The organism is Mucilaginibacter gynuensis (assembly GCF_039541195.1).
In the GTDB taxonomy this organism is placed as follows: Bacteria; Bacteroidota; Bacteroidia; order Sphingobacteriales; family Sphingobacteriaceae; genus Mucilaginibacter; species Mucilaginibacter gynuensis.
In genome coordinates, this window is sequence record NZ_BAABFT010000009.1 from 54,412 (window position 1) to 72,029 (window position 17,618).

General features: G+C 44.0%; 24 protein-coding genes. 12 read left to right on the forward strand and 12 right to left on the reverse strand.

Annotated features, from left to right (window positions below; genetic code table 11):
• Nucleotides 1-113: 113 nt before the first annotated feature.
• Complete coding sequence (locus ABD894_RS17140) at nt 114-386, forward strand: helix-turn-helix domain-containing protein (protein WP_345212291.1); 273 nt, start codon at nt 114-116, stop codon at nt 384-386.
• Between the two features lie 316 nt (nt 387-702).
• Here ABD894_RS17140 and ABD894_RS17145 read toward each other — a convergent pair whose 3' ends face one another.
• A complete protein-coding gene (locus ABD894_RS17145) occupies nt 703-1,092 on the reverse strand; it encodes a hypothetical protein (RefSeq protein WP_345212292.1) in 390 nt (129 codons plus the stop codon).
• Nucleotides 1,093-1,954: 862 nt separating this feature from the next.
• On the opposite strand from ABD894_RS17145, the gene ABD894_RS17150 reads away from it, so the two are divergent.
• Complete coding sequence (locus ABD894_RS17150) at nt 1,955-2,287, forward strand: hypothetical protein (RefSeq protein WP_345212293.1); 333 nt, start codon at nt 1,955-1,957, stop codon at nt 2,285-2,287.
• Nucleotides 2,288-2,307: 20 nt separating this feature from the next.
• Here ABD894_RS17150 and ABD894_RS17155 read toward each other — a convergent pair whose 3' ends face one another.
• The 3 genes from ABD894_RS17155 to ABD894_RS17165 form a co-directional block, all read right to left on the reverse strand.
• Complete coding sequence (locus ABD894_RS17155) at nt 2,308-2,490, reverse strand: hypothetical protein (RefSeq protein ID WP_345212294.1); 183 nt, start codon at nt 2,488-2,490, stop codon at nt 2,308-2,310.
• A gap of 199 nt (nt 2,491-2,689) precedes the next feature.
• Entirely contained in the window at nt 2,690-3,967 is a 1,278-nt protein-coding gene (locus ABD894_RS17160; RefSeq protein ID WP_345212295.1) for a hypothetical protein, read from the reverse strand.
• Between the two features lie 37 nt (nt 3,968-4,004).
• Entirely contained in the window at nt 4,005-4,913 is a 909-nt protein-coding gene (locus ABD894_RS17165) for a HEPN domain-containing protein (RefSeq protein ID WP_345212296.1), read from the reverse strand.
• Here ABD894_RS17165 and ABD894_RS17170 point away from each other — a divergent pair.
• Together ABD894_RS17170 and ABD894_RS17175 are read left to right on the forward strand one after the other, a co-directional pair.
• On the forward strand, nt 4,912-5,511 hold the full coding sequence (locus ABD894_RS17170; protein WP_345212458.1) for a helix-turn-helix transcriptional regulator: 600 nt from the start codon (nt 4,912-4,914) through the stop codon (nt 5,509-5,511). The genes ABD894_RS17165 and ABD894_RS17170 overlap by 2 nt on opposite strands.
• Nucleotides 5,512-5,544: 33 nt before the next feature.
• Entirely contained in the window at nt 5,545-6,330 is a 786-nt protein-coding gene (locus ABD894_RS17175) for an enhanced serine sensitivity protein SseB C-terminal domain-containing protein (RefSeq protein ID WP_345212297.1), read from the forward strand.
• Nucleotides 6,331-6,334: 4 nt separating this feature from the next.
• Here the strand turns inward: ABD894_RS17175 and ABD894_RS17180 are convergent, their stop codons facing one another.
• Entirely contained in the window at nt 6,335-7,543 is a 1,209-nt protein-coding gene (locus ABD894_RS17180) for a relaxase/mobilization nuclease domain-containing protein (RefSeq protein WP_345212298.1), read from the reverse strand.
• Entirely contained in the window at nt 7,518-8,009 is a 492-nt protein-coding gene (locus tag ABD894_RS17185) for a MobC family plasmid mobilization relaxosome protein (RefSeq protein WP_345212299.1), read from the reverse strand. Before ABD894_RS17185 ends, ABD894_RS17180 begins: the two co-directional genes overlap by 26 nt.
• Before the next feature lie 15 nt (nt 8,010-8,024).
• Here ABD894_RS17185 and ABD894_RS17190 point away from each other — a divergent pair, with 15 nt between their 5' ends.
• Entirely contained in the window at nt 8,025-8,288 is a 264-nt protein-coding gene (locus ABD894_RS17190) for a hypothetical protein (RefSeq protein ID WP_345212300.1), read from the forward strand.
• A 116-nt stretch (nt 8,289-8,404) separates the two neighbouring features.
• On the opposite strand, the gene ABD894_RS17195 is transcribed toward ABD894_RS17190, so the two are convergent.
• Nucleotides 8,405-9,091: a hypothetical protein gene (locus ABD894_RS17195; RefSeq protein ID WP_345212301.1), complete on the reverse strand. Its 687-nt coding sequence runs from the start codon at nt 9,089-9,091 to the stop codon at nt 8,405-8,407.
• Nucleotides 9,092-9,323: 232 nt separating this feature from the next.
• On the opposite strand from ABD894_RS17195, the gene ABD894_RS17200 reads away from it, so the two are divergent.
• Together ABD894_RS17200 and ABD894_RS17205 are read left to right on the forward strand one after the other, a co-directional pair.
• On the forward strand, nt 9,324-9,599 hold the full coding sequence (locus ABD894_RS17200; RefSeq protein WP_345212302.1) for an ArsR/SmtB family transcription factor: 276 nt from the start codon (nt 9,324-9,326) through the stop codon (nt 9,597-9,599).
• A gap of 65 nt (nt 9,600-9,664) precedes the next feature.
• The gene (locus ABD894_RS17205) at nt 9,665-10,864 is read left to right on the forward strand and encodes an MFS transporter (RefSeq protein ID WP_345212303.1); all 1,200 of its coding nucleotides are present in this window, start codon (nt 9,665-9,667) and stop codon (nt 10,862-10,864) included.
• A gap of 314 nt (nt 10,865-11,178) precedes the next feature.
• On the opposite strand, the gene ABD894_RS17210 is transcribed toward ABD894_RS17205, so the two are convergent.
• Genes ABD894_RS17210 through ABD894_RS17225 form a run of 4 tightly spaced genes read right to left on the reverse strand, consistent with a single transcriptional unit; the run spans nt 11,179 to nt 12,952 of the window.
• Nucleotides 11,179-11,778, reverse strand: coding sequence for a hypothetical protein (locus ABD894_RS17210; protein ID WP_345212304.1), 600 nt, complete (start codon nt 11,776-11,778; stop codon nt 11,179-11,181).
• A complete protein-coding gene (locus ABD894_RS17215; protein ID WP_345212305.1) occupies nt 11,775-12,008 on the reverse strand; it encodes a hypothetical protein in 234 nt (77 codons plus the stop codon). The genes ABD894_RS17210 and ABD894_RS17215 overlap by 4 nt, the downstream gene beginning before the upstream one ends.
• 26 nt (nt 12,009-12,034) lie before the next feature.
• Nucleotides 12,035-12,481: a nuclear transport factor 2 family protein gene (locus tag ABD894_RS17220; protein ID WP_345212306.1), complete on the reverse strand. Its 447-nt coding sequence runs from the start codon at nt 12,479-12,481 to the stop codon at nt 12,035-12,037.
• A 12-nt stretch (nt 12,482-12,493) separates the two neighbouring features.
• The gene (locus ABD894_RS17225; RefSeq protein ID WP_345212307.1) at nt 12,494-12,952 is read right to left on the reverse strand and encodes a nuclear transport factor 2 family protein; all 459 of its coding nucleotides are present in this window, start codon (nt 12,950-12,952) and stop codon (nt 12,494-12,496) included.
• Nucleotides 12,953-13,174: 222 nt separating this feature from the next.
• On the opposite strand from ABD894_RS17225, the gene ABD894_RS17230 reads away from it, so the two are divergent.
• Together ABD894_RS17230 and ABD894_RS17235 are read left to right on the forward strand one after the other, a co-directional pair.
• Nucleotides 13,175-14,353, forward strand: coding sequence for a sensor histidine kinase (locus ABD894_RS17230; protein ID WP_345212308.1), 1,179 nt, complete (start codon nt 13,175-13,177; stop codon nt 14,351-14,353).
• Nucleotides 14,316-15,050, forward strand: coding sequence for a LytR/AlgR family response regulator transcription factor (locus ABD894_RS17235; RefSeq protein WP_345212309.1), 735 nt, complete (start codon nt 14,316-14,318; stop codon nt 15,048-15,050). Before ABD894_RS17230 ends, ABD894_RS17235 begins: the two co-directional genes overlap by 38 nt.
• 20 nt (nt 15,051-15,070) lie before the next feature.
• Here the strand turns inward: ABD894_RS17235 and ABD894_RS17240 are convergent, their stop codons facing one another.
• Complete coding sequence (locus ABD894_RS17240; RefSeq protein WP_345212310.1) at nt 15,071-15,427, reverse strand: DUF5655 domain-containing protein; 357 nt, start codon at nt 15,425-15,427, stop codon at nt 15,071-15,073.
• Nucleotides 15,428-15,465: 38 nt separating this feature from the next.
• Between ABD894_RS17240 and ABD894_RS17245 the strand changes: the two genes are divergently transcribed.
• The 3 genes from ABD894_RS17245 to ABD894_RS17255 all read left to right on the forward strand — a co-directional run bounded on the left by ABD894_RS17245 (nt 15,466) and on the right by ABD894_RS17255 (nt 17,474).
• Nucleotides 15,466-15,981: a sensor histidine kinase gene (locus ABD894_RS17245; RefSeq protein WP_345212311.1), complete on the forward strand. Its 516-nt coding sequence runs from the start codon at nt 15,466-15,468 to the stop codon at nt 15,979-15,981.
• Nucleotides 15,982-16,091: 110 nt separating this feature from the next.
• On the forward strand, nt 16,092-16,721 hold the full coding sequence (locus tag ABD894_RS17250; protein ID WP_345212312.1) for a Crp/Fnr family transcriptional regulator: 630 nt from the start codon (nt 16,092-16,094) through the stop codon (nt 16,719-16,721).
• 78 nt (nt 16,722-16,799) lie between these two features.
• Nucleotides 16,800-17,474, forward strand: coding sequence for an NAD(P)H-dependent oxidoreductase (locus ABD894_RS17255; protein WP_345212313.1), 675 nt, complete (start codon nt 16,800-16,802; stop codon nt 17,472-17,474).
• Nucleotides 17,475-17,618: the final 144 nt, after the last annotated feature.

The following is a 17,618-nucleotide window of genomic DNA, read 5'->3' on the forward strand; positions in this document are numbered from 1 at the left end:
TCAGTTCGAAAGCGAATGATTTCATATCTAATAAAAATCTTTCGGTACTACCTAAACACTACCGAAAAAATCACGATAGACCAGGGTACGTTTGCATAAACAATATCAACATCATGGCAGCGGAAATTATCACCAAAGAAGACCTTGACGCGTTTGAGCAGCGTCTCCTTCAGCATATTCGATTACTCATCGGCGGGAGCCCGGCAGAACCAAAAAAATGGCTGAAGAGCTACCAGGTAAGAAATATGCTTCGAATATCACCGGGAACCCTGCAAACGTTGCGGGTGAACGGCACGCTATCCTACACAAAGATCGGCGGCATACTCTATTACAAACAGGAAGACATCCTTAAATTATTAGAGGGGGAACAAAAACGGAAATCTTAAAGCGGAAAGGAGACAGGCCATCCCGGCAGTTATGCGTCTTTCCTTCTTTTGTTTTTTGCCGGCTTGCCAATAACAGGCATTGCTACGCTTAAACAGCAGGGAGTGCTAAGACGTGGGATAGTCAAGGGTGGCGCATCTTCTATACAGGCTTTCAGCGCCATTTACCTGCCCTTGACGATTTCGCGGCTGTGTGCTAATTTTGTGTTTGCGGTGCAATGCCAATGAATGTATTCAATTGATTTTTTAAGCTTTATCTTTTTAAGGGCGGGTATGAAATCCCAATGCGTAAAGCTGCACCATTCCATACGGTCCGCTTTTAGTTATTAAGCCTTTCAACCTTCCCGATGTCCCTTTTGGGTGAAATGCTAAAGTAGTATACTCCGTAAACAGCATCTCCAAAGTCGTTACGGCCGTAACATCTTAAAAAAACAGTATAGCTAACGGTTTTTGTTTTTTCGGTTTGCGTTAATGAATTAAGCTGTAAATATAATTCGTCTTTTCTTTTGATAACCCTAAGATACTCCGATAAGCTTTTGTCCCTCATCATCATTAAGGTTTTCATCCAGTTTTGATTCAGGGCCGAAGCGGTCGAATCTGTAGGGGCCGGTTTCTGTTTTTCACGCTTAATGCTTTCAATCGTCTCACGATACGGCGATTCTGATGAGGCAGTATCTATGGCCGTAAGTTTTCTTTCGTAGGCAGTCAAGGAGTCTTTTAGCGCTTTTTCATTGTTGACCGGTAACAATCCTATCCTGGAAAACCGATAACTCCCCGGTTCCTTAAAGTGTAAGGGTACATAAACGGATTCAAAATAACTGCGGGCATGTTTTTTTAGTACCTGTTGACGTTTCAACTCATTTGCGTCTTGTGCTAGTGCAGGCCTGATACAGTAAGCTGTAACGATCAATAGGATGAATAGCAGTGTTCTTATTTTAGTGTTTTGATTGTACATTCATTCAAAGATGTTTACGTATTTACAGGGTTGATAAAAAAAGCGAAAATAGCTTTAATTTCTCCCGCCATAATTGGTAAATCTACAATCGTAAAGTATTCAAAGGGGGGCAACCGTCGATTTATAGCATTGATGGATAAAAGAATCGGAAGCATCACATAGTAGTATGGATAGATCAGACCAAATTCATTTTAAAATATCAACTTTCAACACAGATCGTTAAACGCTAACGCTATCGGTGTTCTTTAAATAATAAATAGATACAGCTTACAATCATTATAAACACCGCCGATTTAATCACTTTTGACCTTCCTGTAAAACTTAAAAAAACATTTGAAACATTTAAAATGCTTAATGTTGTCCGATAGCAAGAGTTTAACGAATCGGGATCTCGGAATTCGTCGCACACCGAGACTTTTACACTTGGGGCATGTTAAATGGTTTTCAAATTCAATTGCAGGGGTAACAACCATGATATTTTGTTAAAAGGTAATCAATGTCGCTACTGCTTTTTACGTGTCATAATAACATGTGGTTACTAAATTTATTATTTTTAATCGGCGGCGAAATAAATCAGCAATAGTTGTACACGATAGAATCCGTAGATTCGCCTTTAATGGAACCTACCGAATTACGTATTGGAAATATTGTACAACTTCATGGAGATCCTTTTTATGCCGATATTGACACGCTGGGAAACGCGAGTGGAGAGCCGGTTATCTTAAATGATCAATGGCTGCAAATGTTGGGATTTTATGTTGTAGTTCTAAATGACGGCGATTCCCCTATTTATCATAAACATGGACTTGAGATATACATCGACTGCGAAACACTGCAGCCTATGTTTTACGGCTTTCAAGTTTGTAACTATCGCATCCAATACGTCCACCAACTTCAAAACCTCTACTTTGCCCTGACCGGGGAGGAATTAACCATAATGGCCATGTGAGATGGAGGCACTGACTTAATCTATTCCATCCGCTTTATAAACTCATTATCGCCCTCAACCGGAATCTCACCGGCCTGGCTGTCATCTGTTTTAGCGTCGGCAGCTATCAGCTGAGCTTTTATATTTTCAAGCTCCAAATTTTTATCAATTAGCGACACTAGTGATTTGATTTGATCGGGGGTGATTTCAATTTGTAATATCATAGCATTGAATAAGCAAACGGTGAGCCAAAAATCTACTGTCTTCCCGTTCCTACCAACTGGAAAAGGTTATCTACTAAACGCTTTGATAAAGATCACCGGGAAGGCAGCCAGGCATAATATTTTTGCAATCCTTATCAACAGTTGAAAAACAATTAAATCATTATCCATTGTTATTAAATTGAATAGCACATCATAGTTATTAAGTACAAACAGGATAACACTCCGCCAAACTGTTTAGAAACCGTTCCCTGAAATCATCAAAATGCTCCTTCAGGATCGTTACCCGGTTACCGTGGTCGGCAAACCAGTTCAACAACTCGTCCTCTTGTAAGGAGCCAACAAGATAATAATGATTGGTCACGGCATGCACGATAAATAATGGCGTTTTCCTGTACGCTAATCCCATTTCCTTACCATTGATCCTGCACACCGGCTCCAACAGGTAATGATCATTTTTGTCCGACAATAAAAAACTGACAGCGACACCGCCGGCCGATACCTGGCACGGTTGCATCATGTATTTTCGCGGCTTATCCTGCCAGTTCTTAAAACCGTAGGAATAAATGGAATGAAACCATGTTTCCTGCTGTAATTTCGGGATGATCTTTCGCCACAGGTTAAACATGACCACACTTGCTTTTTTCCAGGCAGCGGCATGTCCTTCCCGATCAGGATGGCCTGTTGATCTGGCCGTTTCCCATTGGTCATAACAAAACTCCTGTAACATGATCTGGTTATTGGTTTGTTTGATGTGATGAGGTTTAGGTTTATCCCTTCTCAGGTAATTATGATAATACGCAACCTGATCACCCTTCTTGTTCATTGTCGCTATATAAGGCACCAGAAAAGGCAGGTGACTGGTCGGATGCTGCCTGCTGTTGAATTGCAGGGCAAAGCCCATTACTTGCGTGCTGCCGTTATTTTTTGTTGTGTCTATTACTGTTTCCTGCGGCTTTTCGAGGTTGAGGTCGTGCAGTTCCGGGAAGCCAAAGCCCGGCTTGTAAACAAGGCCGTATTCTTTTCTGGGCCGGATGTCGAGTTGAAAAGTACTCTGTGTTATTTTTACGAACCTTTCCTTGTTTTTTCCTTTACCGATGATGCCCGGCCAGTAATAATGATTCAGGTCTGTTTCGTCGTAACGCCACATCAGTTTATGCAAGCCAAAGAAGGCATGGGCGCATAGCTTTTCGCCCGGCATGCCACAATCACAGGCCACGTGTAATTCCTCGGGCTCCACGTGCAGGTAGATGTTCAGTGCCTTCTCTTTAAATAGCTCTAACTTAACGGTTAGTATATCGTTAGCGAAATGAACATAGTCATACTTAATCCGGTGCAGTGAACGGTAATCCCGGGGTAAGGGTTCATAATACTTGTCAACAACCTCTTTACCTAATAAAAGGCGGTCATTTTCTAATGGAATCTTGAAGAAAAAGGTATCAGGTGGCAGTATCGTTGGCAGGGTTGGTTTCTTAATCATAGCGGCGATAATTTGAGGAGAATTAATAGTATAATAACTACTGGTGTAAGGAAGCCGGTAATCCCGGCATGAAATCAAGAGGCGCAGGCGCTTCCGCTGTCAACTTCAACTCATTGAGCTTACGGGAACAGAGCTTGTCGGCAAGGCTAAGCAATTGCGCAACTTGCCTATACAAGGCATTTGCATCTTCTATGCTGATATGGAAATCCGTGCTGTACCTCGAACCGGAGTAGCTGTCGAGCAGCAACTGGAATAAACGCCTTTCCGGTTTCGTATGTAGCGGGAACAGATTGGCAGGCTGATCAGAAAAGCATTTGCAGAGGTTAAGCAGGCGTCCTAAGTGATGGATATCCGCGCGGTAACCGATATGTACCCTAACTAAGGCCACCAATGTTTGTTCCATCACCTGGTGGATTAAAAATATGGCCGCCGTCGCATTATTGTTTGTAAGGCATTCTTGCGCGGATCTGAATAATCCCTTTGCCATCGTTGACCGGCTGCTGTAATGCTCTTCGGCCAGTTGTAATAATAAAAGCGGTGATATCTCAGGGATGTCGAAATCCGGTACCAGTTTTCCGTCAAGGGCATACAATACCACGCCATCTTTATAGACTTTATTAAAAAAGCCGGGGCCATTTGTCATCGCACCTTCCACTGCTTCTTTACTGTGAACCAACATCGTGATTGTACCTTTATGAAAGTGTGTAGCTACATAATCCTGGACATTATGCTCCATCCGGTACGTGCTTTGCGTAACCATCAGTAAATGGTAATGGGTGTTATGATCCGTTGCAGGATGGCGAAAACAGCCTGATGAGGCCGTGCTGTAGCTGACACAACCGAAACAGATGATGCGATCAGGATTGTAACGTTCGATGAGCCGGGGCAGGAAGTCCTGTAGTTGTTGGTAGGACGCTGCGAGTTGGTAATGATGATGTTTGATCATGGTACTTTGCGTTGATCTTTTCAAAGTACGGCAGGCTTCAACTGCTATCCTATCCCGGCTGTTTTCTATCGGGGAAGTTAAATGGCATAAAATATCTTCGCGGGTAACTCAAAAAAGGCTTTTCTTGGCGGTCTTAAATTTTATTATCTTTGTTTTACACCCTACATCGAATATGAGCACAACAACTGAAAGACCGAATCCAATCCATCAAGGCCGCAACATAAAACGTTTCCGTGAAATGCTGGGGCTTAAACAGGAAGCCCTTGCCATCGAGTTGGGCGAGGATTGGAGCCAAAAAAGGGTTTCGTTGTTAGAGGCCAAGGAAACGATTGATCCTGATATTTTAAGCGAGGTTGCAAAAGCTTTAAAAGTATCTGAGGAAGCTATAAAGAATTTCGACGGCGAAATGGCCGTTAATGTAATTTCAAATACTTTTCATCAACATGCATTTATTAACAGTGCAGGTACTTTCAATATTAATCCTGTAGAAAAATGGCTTGAAGTATTGGAGGAAAACAAGAAACTATACGAGCGTCTGCTTGCAAGCGAACAGGAAAAGGTTGAACTGTTAAAAAGTACGTTGAAGCACAAACAATAATCATTATCACTCATACCCTGAATAGACAGAAACATGGGCATTTTTGATTGGCTGAAAAAGAACGTTACTGCAACATCCAAAGTGGCTGAACCTGCAAACAAACTGGAGGCGGTTCTTATGAAAGCAGCTACCGAACCCGCCTACAGGCCCGAATTCTACAACTTGTTACTTTCCGAAGAACTTGTGGTTATCACGAAAAAAAACGACATGACGCAAGGCAACCACACGCTTGAGCAAGATACTACTATTAGCATTGCCACCCTCAATGACGGTAAAATACCGGTGTTTACTTCAACAGACAGGATATTCGATAAGGGCGTAGTAAAAGAAACGGTTCCGTTCGTCGCCATGAAAGGTGAAGACCTTTTTAAAATGATCGCAGGCGCTACTTTCATCCTTAATCCCTATTCGGATCACGGAAAGGAGTTGCTTCCTGCCGAGATTACTAACCTGCTCAACGGCACCGTGCTGCAACCCGAACACCAGCATGTCACGATTGAAAAAGAAACTCAGGTTCTCATCGGGCAACCAGAGAAATACCCGCACAAGATGGTTGAATCGCTAAAAATACTGTTTGCTACCAAACCGGCGGTAAAGGCCGCTTACTTGGGCTGGATACACGATCCGACTTCCGGAATAGCACCGCATTGTATCATTGGGCTTGATATTGAAGGTGCAGATCCGTCCATTAACAATGAAGCCGGTTTCCTGGCGCAAAGCCATCTCGGCCCCGGTGAGATCGTAGACATTATCAGGGTAACCAATGAGCCGGGGATTTCGTCCTATTTCCTTTCTACATCGCCCTTTTACAAGAAGTAGGACACTACCGACTGTTCTTTCGCGCTTTTTTTTCTTTTAGTCTATTCCTTCCAAATATTGCCTCGTCATCAACATCGTCGCTGATCTGAATACCTACAGCAGTATCCAACCGATCATATTCAATATCCCTGTCAATAAGACGATGTAAATCAGTACCCGGTGGTTGGCCTTGCTTTTCGTCAATTCCTGTTCTATTTTCTCCTGCCGCTGTATGATCTCTTTCATGAGCGGTTGATTGATGGACGTCTTCTCCGTAAGGTTTTTGATCGTTTGCAGGAAATCCTGTAGGGAAGTGTCCAGTTCCGTTGGTTGCTGCTGCCTGTTGGTCGTACTTTGCTCTTGTCCTATCGTTTGTTGCGCTAATCGCCGCGCTGTCTCTGCCTTGTTCATAGTCTATGCGTTTAATAATTTCACTCCATTTAAACCGGTTGCCCAATGCCTGGCCCCGTATCTTAAAATCATTATGAAAATAAGTGATGCCACTAACTCTACCTGTAGATGCCTGATTAAAAAGTAAAGAGATTCCATGACGCTCACAGCGTTCGATAAAATCTTGTAAAGAAATGCGGCTGGATGGCAGCAACAGTAACATCTTTTCTTGTAGTAATAGTTTTTCTGATACGATGCCTGTCCGGTCGATCATTTCCAGCTCGCTCTTAGTTGGCGCTTTCATGGTTCTTCTTGTCCCTGCACACGTATTATTCAGCTCACTCGTTATAGCATTACTTTGTTTTATTGATGGATTGTTATCCGGCTCTACCGCTACGATATTATACTGATACTCCAATTGTCTTAATATGGCTTCGCTTTTTCTGTAGTTCTGGCTGTCCGAAACTACGCTTCCGTCAAACCGGATACGGTTTACCAATAAATGAAGATGCAAATGATCGGCATCGTTGTGCCGGAAAATGAAGTATTGATTATTGTCGTAGCCGCTTTTTTGTAGGTATTGATGCGCTATCGCCAACAGTTGTTTGTTATCCAATTGGTCTTCCTGTGCAAAATTAAGGCTGGTATGGTAAACATACCTGTTCAATGAGGGTCTTAAACTGCGCACTAAATCCACCTCTTGTTTGATGATGCGTAAATCTGCCGAAGAAAAATTACTATCCAGAAGTTCAGCCCGCTTACTTTTATCCGGGTGTAACATTTTGTGCCAATTGTACAGCAAAGCTCCCATAAAACTTTTACCGATCTTTTGACTGGCTATCATTCAGTAATAGTTTAATGATGAAATGCTGCTGCTCGGAAAGCTTCCGCAAAGCTGACGTTATACCAAAAGGAAACCTGCCGGAGTTGGCGTGTTTAGCAAGCTGGTTGATGTTCGTCCCGATCTTTTTAAGTTCGACATAAACATCAATATCGATGCGCGCCATTTTAGGTTCGGGAACGCGCCCTTTTAATAACTTTTCCCTGGCAAAAAGATAATTGGACATACCTGCAGCCTTCGCAGATTGCTGAACCTGAAGCCGTTCGGCCACGTTTAACCTGATGGTTATTTTAAAAACACGCTTCTTGTCCTGTAGTATCTTAGGCCTTGCCATACCAATGCACCGTTTTGAGTACAAAGTTCTATAGCCTGTTCCATATTTTTTCGGTAGTACTTCGGTAGTACCGAAAGATTTTACTAATGTGGCCGGAGCACTCCAAGCAGCGTGAGGAGATAAATGATCGTCCACAAAACAATCAACCCTATGGCGGATTTGTCATTACTTGTTAATTTGGGTATTGACATTTTCCTAAGCATAAATAATTTTTTGTTCCTCATAATGCGTTTGGAACCTATTAGAGTTATTATCAAAAATAATTACAGTGCTCACTTTTACAAAATGCCAAACCAAATCAATGCGCAGGATTTTCTTTCTTTATATGCTGAACATGGTGAAGCATATTGGGTTCGGGTGTCCCGACAAGTCGTTTTGGGCTGCCCAAAACATGGCTTGCTTATCCTTCAATAACACTAAAAAAGACATTACCTCTAATTGGTTTTCTACATCGTGAGGTAATGTCTTTTTTTTTTAATATATTGGATTCCAAACTTTTTTAATGAGATTGACCAAATAAAGCAGCACCATCATTTTTGGCACGATTGAAGCGAGCATGTTAATTTAATGATAACATCATTTCTAACCTCTCCTAACTCCACTATGGCAAGGGCGGTTGCAAAGTATATCAGAACGACTTCGATCACGGAAATAAGATAAAAAAGTGTTTTGACAGGCGGATACCAATCCGGCCGTTTGCCTTGTGGTAATGTGACAAAAATTTTGAAAGCATCAGTGAGGTAATAACCCCAAAATATCATGTTCAAAATGAATAAAGGAATAGCGATACCTACAGCTGTAATTCCCAAAGTGGAGAATACCGTTTCGCTTCGTTTCTGCAATTTCACTCTCAGCAAAGCAAAACCCATAAAAGCAATGATACCTCCTGCGATAAGGACGGTATACCTGACCTGTTGCTCAGTGGCCGTAGTCACCCAATCCGCCAGTTTTAGTGGCGGTGGACCCATGCCTGCAAATAGTGGGAACAGCATCCAGGGAACAATTAAAAGCAAGGCAGCATTTGTCCAGCCCGAGTCAATACCTATTGATCGAGTTGTCTTAAGCTGCCAAATGGCTATTGACATCAGGCAGAAATTCAAAGCCCATAGCGTTGTGTAAAGCGGTACTTCCGCATGCCCGATCCCGAATCCAATGCCCGCTGTAGCCAGAGGGACTGAGTACAAATAAGCTAATGCGATCTTTTGTAAATGATTCATAACAAACGTTCTAATAAATGTAGTGATTCCAAATGATTTAAAACACACCCTTAAAGATACTTTAGTAACATTTGATGATAGATGTGCTTTAACTACTCTTTTGACGATATGCTTGATGACGTGTAGCAAAAATTTGTCAGGTTAAATTCAAATAGATAGATAGATTTCGATATATCAATGGTTGCAGTACCTTTGCACAAGTAGATCATCTTTCCAAATGATGCAAAAAAATATGGACATCAAAAAAATAGAGAAAATATCCCGGGCATTAAGCGATACTAACCGGATAGCTATTTTACAGGAATTTAAAAAGAAGAAGGACTGTCTTTATTGTGCCGAAGTAAATGATCTGCTTGATCTTGCGCAGCCTTCTGTTTCGCATCACCTTAAACAGCTGGTAGACGCCGATCTATTGCTTTCGAAAAAAGAAGGCCGCAACATTAAATACATGCTCAACCAGCAAGTGCTTAACGAATATATAAACTGCTTAAACGATCTTAAAGATTAACATCTTCCGATCAGACAGAAAATACTGCAACTCAAACATATCGACATATTTAAATAGATAAATAAATGAACCGTTCTATATATATACTTGCCTTAGGTGCTTTTGGCATCATTACCACCGAGTTTGGTGTTATTGGAATACTACCGACCATCAGTCGGGAATTCAAGGTGTCACTTGAAACAGCCGGATGGCTGCTAAGCGCTTTCGCGCTGACCGTGGCTATATCATCCCCGTTTATAACCGCCTTAACAACAAAGATAAACCGCAAATTTTTACTGTGCCTTGTATTGGGCGTGTTTATCCTGTCAAACTTGCTTTCGGCTTTCTCACCTAATTTTACGGTGTTATTGATCGCCAGGATACTGCCGGCATTTTTCCATCCGCTATTCTGGAACATATCACTTGCCGTGGCATTTAAACAGAATGGTGCCAAAGCCGTTTCTGTAGTTATGACTGGACTGAGCATTGCTACGGTATTGGGCGTACCGATAACTACTTATGCTGCGGATTTCTTTCATAACTGGCAGGCATCTTTTATTCTGACCAGTATGATCAGCACCGTTGCCTTTTTGGGTTTACTATTTTTCATCCCTTCAATTCCTGGCAATAAAGAGCAAGGCGCCAAAAGCCAAACACATGTGCTGCGGGAGCCTAAATTATGGATCAATCTTGTTTCCACCGTCCTGACACTTGCCGCTATGTTTTCAAGCTACAGCTACCTGGCAGGCTACCTCGAAAAGATTTCGCGGATGAACGGCGCGCAGATCAGCATCATGCTGCTTTTATTCGGCAGCACGGGTATTGTTGGAAATTGGCTGATCGGTAGGGCCATCGCCAAAAAGGTAATGCTCACAAGCCGGGTATTTTATATTTTACTGATCGGCGTTCAAATTTTAGCGTACTATTTCGGCGGCTTTTTTATACCTATGATAATTATCGTTTCTCTTTGGGGAATGATCCATACAGGCGGGTTCCTGGTTCCTAATATACGTACCACTCAAAGCGTGCCACATTCGGCATTGGAATTCGTTAACAGCCTCTTGACTTCATGTTACAATATAGGCATTTCTTTGGGTGCGTTATTAGGCGGCCTCATGATAGCATACTTCGGCATTCATCAAATTATTTGGATGTCCGTACCATTATTGCTTATAGCCTACGGCTTAACCTTTTTAGTAGGTTCAGGGCCACAAAACGGTGATGAAAAGATCCCGGATGAACTAGTGGGACAAGAGTCAGTTGCAGTAGTAAGCGGACATTTTTAAGAGATTTGCGCAACATCAGAGCCAAAAAACGCCGGATATTTATATTCGACTCTAACGGTTCATCACGCAGCCCGGGAAAATCGGCTAAAAGCTACACTTAATGGTATGTACAGGTGCGCGAAAATCTTGTGTTTATTACCGACCGGCAAGTTGAACTGTCATCATGATGACTGTTGGTCATCATGATAAGGAGCTCACCACGAACGTCCTTTAATCTAACGATATATGAGCAACTTTGCGTCCGTTTGAGCGTAGGTTGTAAGTTTACGCTATAGCTTTTCGAGGCTTCTTGCGCGCAAAGTAATTAACCAAAGCTATTGCCTGATCAGCCATGGCGTCACTCTTTTAGGCCCATACCATTCAATGGTACTTAATGTCGTTGTGATCCGGGCCCAACCAAAGTCGTAGGCGTCAACATATAATACCTTCCCATCACTGGAGAGAACGCCATAGTAAGGAATATTGGCTGTTAAAGGCTCGGCAATATCCGGGTTTACACCAGCGAACGTAATGCGTGAACCATCCTGTTTATAGTTCTCTCTCCAAAGTACCTTCTCATCGTAAACGTAATACACGGGTTTACCACCCTGGTTATAATTAGTTTGCCCACTTTTTTCAAATGCGACAATATTGACATCCGGAAACCAATCAGGATGCTCCGGCTGTGACCAAACACCAACTACACTGGGCGCATCTTTGGGGAATAACTTCATGTCTACCATGGAGATAATAGGTGATGAGCCACCGGTGATGGTTTTCTTATCAGCAGAAATGGTATACACCTGCGGCGAATTGAATTGCTCATCCCCTGGCAGATCAAATAGGATCGTAACGGTGGTTTCGCCTTGAGCACCCTCTTCCACTTTTGTTATTTTGCCATGCACATCGCCCCGGCGCCATACACTAAGCGTCAAATGCGACCACGCGGTAACGCTATCCTTTGCCCCGAAACGTAAAGACAGCGGACGGGGTAATAATGATTGCCAATGTTCGCAAGGCCGGTATATTCAGTGTTCGAAAAGCTGTAGAGGCCTTTCGTGTCTTTATCCGGGTCTTTCTGTGTTTTATCTTTTTTACAACCGATACTTAATAAAAGCAGGTGCAATACTGATACTGTGATCAGCAGGTGAATTATTTTTTTCATAGTGTTATTTTATGTTCTAAACTTCTTTACTTCACATCAATGATGGTGGCCTGCCGTGCAATGATCTTCCAGCCTGCATTTTCTTTTAGCCAGACGTTCGTGTACCGGCGGGTAACTTTTTTCCCTACATTGTCTGTCGCTTTTTCGGGCTCATTTTCTTCATAACCCATGGTTACTGCCACCGGTCCGGTGATGGTTACCTTTTCGATGACACGACTGAAAGTTGTATAGGCGATCTTGCCTTCCTTCATGAGCTGCCGTATCTGCGCAATGTTCACCACCATGTTCGCCGGATTATTTACCACAAAGCCGGGCGACCATAGCTTTTTCAGCGTAATGGTGTCACCGCTGATGGTAGCCTGTGCTTCCAATTGATCCAGCTTGCGGATCTCGGTCTCGACGGCGGTTTGAGCCATGGAGAATTTGATAGAGAGTAACAGAACAGCTGATAAAATGCTTATTTTTATGATCATAGTGTTGTTAAGTTATTTGCTATTCACAGGGAAAAGGTTCTCATCTACCTGCGTACCCTGGCCGGCCACACGGCACCAGTTGCCAGCGGTTTTATGATATACTTCCAACCGACGGACCTTGATATTTATATCTTGGCCATCTACCACGATATTTACATTGATCAGCAGGTTTATCACTGCGGTCGTGCCATCGTAAATTCGAATGAACTCATTGCCAGGTACCGGCCTTAGGGACTTGAACACCAGCTTCTCTTTTTTCTGCGCTTCGATCCATTGCTGCCGGGTGAAGGAAATATCGCCTTTAGGCCCAACTGCGATCATATCCGCGCAATCGATGTTTGTACCGGGTCCCTGGCTGCGCAGGAGTTGCCGGATTTCTTGTCGCTCTTTTGGATAGCTCGTTGTATCGGTCTGCGCGAACGCACCAAGCGATAAAGAGGTCAAAAAAATTAAGGTGATCAATGCTTTCATAGTAATTGTTTTTATTTCAAATCTAGCGGCGTTGATTATATGAAATCTGGAATGTAGCCCGACCTTGTCAATTTGAAAACATACAGCTGATATTTGTCTATCAGATCATTTCGTCGTCGACGAAATGATCTGATAGACTGATTAATTACGTTTGTCGAATAAGTCGCCGGAAATAGTTCGCTTTGATAGCCTATGTGTATCTTAGTATGATAATTACGTTCGATGCAGCAATTACCATTTATTTATTCCAACCGTATCAAATGGCGGTTGTCGCGGCATTTCAGCTTTTGGTTGCTCTGGTTCCTGTTCCAACTTTTGCTATACTCGTTCTCTCCGTCACCTGCATTGCAGCGACAACCATTTTTCCATCGCCTGCTCATCACATCGCCGGAAACCTTGATGTATTTGATCCCAAGTATGTTTTTGGCTTACACACTGATGTATCTGGTCATTCCTGAACTGGTGCTGCCTGGCCGATATGGCTGGGCTACTATAAGTGCGGCCCTTTTAGTTTTTTTAACGGCGGCATTATCAGCGGTCTTATCCATGACAGTGATCGACTACTTTCGTCATCTCAATGCGGATAAGATATCGCCACTCGTTGCCCGTGAGCCTCATCCGGCATTTTATGTACAATTCGGTGTAGCCATGCTGGCTGGTCTGCGCGGGAGTATTACGGTAGGAGGTGTAGCCGCTGCTATCAAGTTGATGAAGTGCTTCTATGAAAGGCAGCAAGCTGCCCTGACGCTGGAAAAGGAAAAAGCTAATGCTGAACTGCAAATGCTGAAAGCACAGCTACACCCTCATTTCCTATTTAACACGCTTAATAATATTTACTCGTTCACACAGGAAGTATCCGAGAAGGCATCCGGAATGATCATGGGCCTATCTCAACTACTCCGCTACATCCTTTACGATTGTAGCAAGCCGTTAGTGCCGCTTGACAAAGAGCTGAAAATGATAAAAGATTATTTTCAGCTGGAGTCGATGCGCTATGATGACGGTTTGGACCTATCGATTCAAATGCCAAAATCTACCGATCATTTGATCGCCCCATTATTGCTTTTACCCTTCGTTGAAAATGCCTTCAAACATGGTGCAAGCCAGGTGACCGAGCATCCCTGGATCAGTCTCGCTGTTCATATAAACAATAACGAACTGTCGATGAAGCTGATCAATGGCAAGCCAGCCACCATCAGCAATATGAACCCCGGTATCGGGATCGCCAATGTTCGCAAACGTCTGGAGCTTTTGTATCCCGGTAAACATAAACTGGTGATCAATGATGAAGAAGAAATGTACATTGTCAATCTGACAATCACGCTGGCAACCGCACCTGCTCAAGTGGTCAAAAATGTTTATCATGCAACCGAACAAGAAATACAACTGCCTCATTGTTGACGATGAACCGCCTGCCAGGGAGGTCTTGCGACGTTATATCGCTCAGCTACCGATGCTTACCCTCATCAGGGAATGTGGTAATGCGGTGCAAGCCATTGGTATGCTAAAACAACAACAGATCGATCTGCTGTTCCTGGATATTCAGATGCCACAGATCTCGGGATTAGATCTGGTTAGCACACTTATTTATCCGCCAAAGATCATCCTGACGACGGCATTTGAACAATATGCGGTCAGGGCCTTTGAACTGGATGTTACAGATTATCTGGTCAAGCCTATCCGTTTCGATCGGTTTCTGAAAGCGGTTATGAAAGCACTGCCGGAGCACGAAGTCAAGAACGAAGCCCAACCACTGGTCAACACCCAGGAAAAAATGGATCATGCTTTCTTGTACTTTCGCGCCGATCGCAAAATGGTCAAGGTCATGCTTGGCGATATTCTATACATCGAAAGCTTAAAGGATTATGTAAGGATAAATACGATCAAAGGACCGGTCATTACTAAATACGCGATCACTTCCCTCGAGAGCATGCTTCCGGCGGCGTCATTCATCAGAGTACATCGTTCATATCTTACATCGCTGGATAAGATCGATTCGTATACCCAAGATGAAATTAACATAGGAAGCGATGTAATTCCGATCGGAAAGCTCTACCGGATGCAAGTGTTGAATGTTTTGACAAACGCCAATGGCTGAGAGCTTTCATTTATTAGAGGTCAGTTAACGTTAAATCCAACGTCCTCCTGGCGTTTCTTGCGCATTAATTCGTAAGATCCACGAATGTAGACGAATAAACCCGCTCTTACGTCATCTGATGCATCAACGCGAATATGGTTCTCGTATTTATTACCCACTTTGATGCTTTTGATGACCGGCTTCGCCGAAAGTGCCACGGCAGAATAAAATTTAATGTCCAGCCATTTTTTCATCGGACGAATGATCAGGAATCCCACCCTCCGGGTAAAGACAATACAATTCGGCGTTACACCCACGAGTACTTTTTCCCAATCCGCCACTTCGGCTAATATCTTATCAAACGCCAATACCAGTTCCGCAGAGTAGCCTTCGAACAAGCTGTCCAGGGCGGATCCAACCGCAGACGAATAAACTGTTGGCCCTGATCGATGACATGCTAAACCTGACGCGGATCAAGGCAGGCGAACTATTATATCATTTTGAGCAAATGGACCTGGAACTATGCCTGCGGGAAGCGGCGGCAGCGGTACAGGCGGCAACTCCGGGGCGGGTTATCGAGGTAAACGCTGAACCAGCGCTGCCGGCGGTGAAAGCCGATGCAGGACGGATCGGACAGGTAGCTAAGAACCTCCTGAGTAATGCACTGAAATACTCGCCGGGTAACGCACAGGTCAAATTAGCGCTTTACCGCAAATCGGACAGGTTCGAGATCAGTGTCAGTGATCATGGCATCGGGATCCCGCGGGGAAAACTCAAGCGGGTATTTGACCGTTTTTACCGGGTCGATACTTTGCCCAAGGGAAAATTCGAAGGCCTTGGTTTAGGCCTCTTCATCGCCGCAGAGATCATTCATAAACACCGCGGAAACATCTGGGTCGAAAGCGAGGAAGGAAAAGGGTCCGTATTTTATTTTTCATTACCCGTTAACTGACAGGTATCCGACAGGTCACACCCGAAAAATGCTATTAGAACGCTGACAATTTACAATGCGGTGAAACAAAATTTGCAGGCATCGGGTAGTTTTGTTCGAAAGCACTGAATATGAAAATTTCCAAGGTCGTTCCAAAAGCTGATGATCACCTGCCGCGGTTCAGGAAGGAGATCGATCAATGGGTGGTATTCGATGACCAAGAGTGGGAGGTCTTGACCGGTCATATCAGGCTGATCAACATCAAACGCAATGGCCATTTTGCCGAGATCGGTTCGGTGTGTGCACATCTGGGTTTTCTTATATCGGGCTCGGTGCGACTTTTTCATCTCAAAGATGGCGTTGAAATCACCGCGTACGTGACCCTTCCCAACGAATTCATCAGTTCATATAAAAGTTTTATCCGTCAGGAGCCTGGTTCTCTTGGTATCCAGGCAATAGAAGATTCTTTGGTGGCGGTTTTTGACCGGCAGAACTGGGAGCTTGCATTAGATCATCCCGTTATAGGACACAAGATCGAACGGTTAGGCAGACTGATCGCCGAAAAGCTCGTGTTCTGTTATGAGGACAGGTTAGCGGCGTTCATCACGAAGACCCCCGCAGAACGGTATGAAGCGCTCATCAGTTGCCGGCCCGAAATGATCCAAAATATACCCCAACATTACCTTGCGAATTATTTAGGGATCACGCCCACATCCCTGTCGCGCATCCGGAAAAGAATAACCCGGTCCGGTAAGCAATAGTCCGTTTTTCTTGTCTTTTGTATACGATCTGAGGCGTGGTGACCTCCTAATTTTGTGGGAACAAATAGGATAAACACCATGCAAGAAGATCTGATAAAAGAGCTACCAGCCGGTAGCCAAGAACTCAATGAAAAATTACAATGGCGCTACGCGACCAAGAAATTCGATGCGGCTAAAAAAGTGCCCCAAGCTAAGATCGAGCGCATCCTCGAAGCGGTAAGGTTAACGCCAACATCCAGCGGGCTGCAACCATTCGAGCTGATCCTCATTACCAATGACGAGATCCGCCAGCGTATCCGCGAGGTAGCCTGGGGCCAGGCACAGATAACCGACTGTTCGCACTTGCTGGTTTTCGCCGCCTGGGATGATATCACCCCTGACCGGGTCCATATGATGTTCGATCTGACCAACGACATCAGAGGCTTTAAAAATGAAGGCTGGGAGAATTACAGACAACAACTTCTCAAGATCGTAGCCGATCGTGGCCAGGAAGCGAACTACCAGGCCGCCGCCCGTCAAGCCTACATCGCCTTAGGCACTGCATTGATCGCCGCCGCATTCGAAGAAGTGGACTGCACACCCATGGAAGGATTTGACCCGAAGGCGGTCGATGAGATCCTCGACCTGGGTAACAGAAATTTACGAAGCGTTATCTTATTACCCTTGGGTTACCGTGCCGAAGAAGGAGACTGGCTGGTCGAATTAAAAAAAGTGAGACGAAGCCGCCTTGATCTGGTAACAGAGATCCATTAATGACATGGTTCACACCGTATGCCTCGCCATACTGAAATCTATAGGGCCGCCTCGTTATCACTGATGTAAGGCGGCTTTTTCTTGAAGCTCACGGTATCTGATCATCCAGTTGTGTCGCCCTCGCCATGGGGTCGTAGCTTTTTA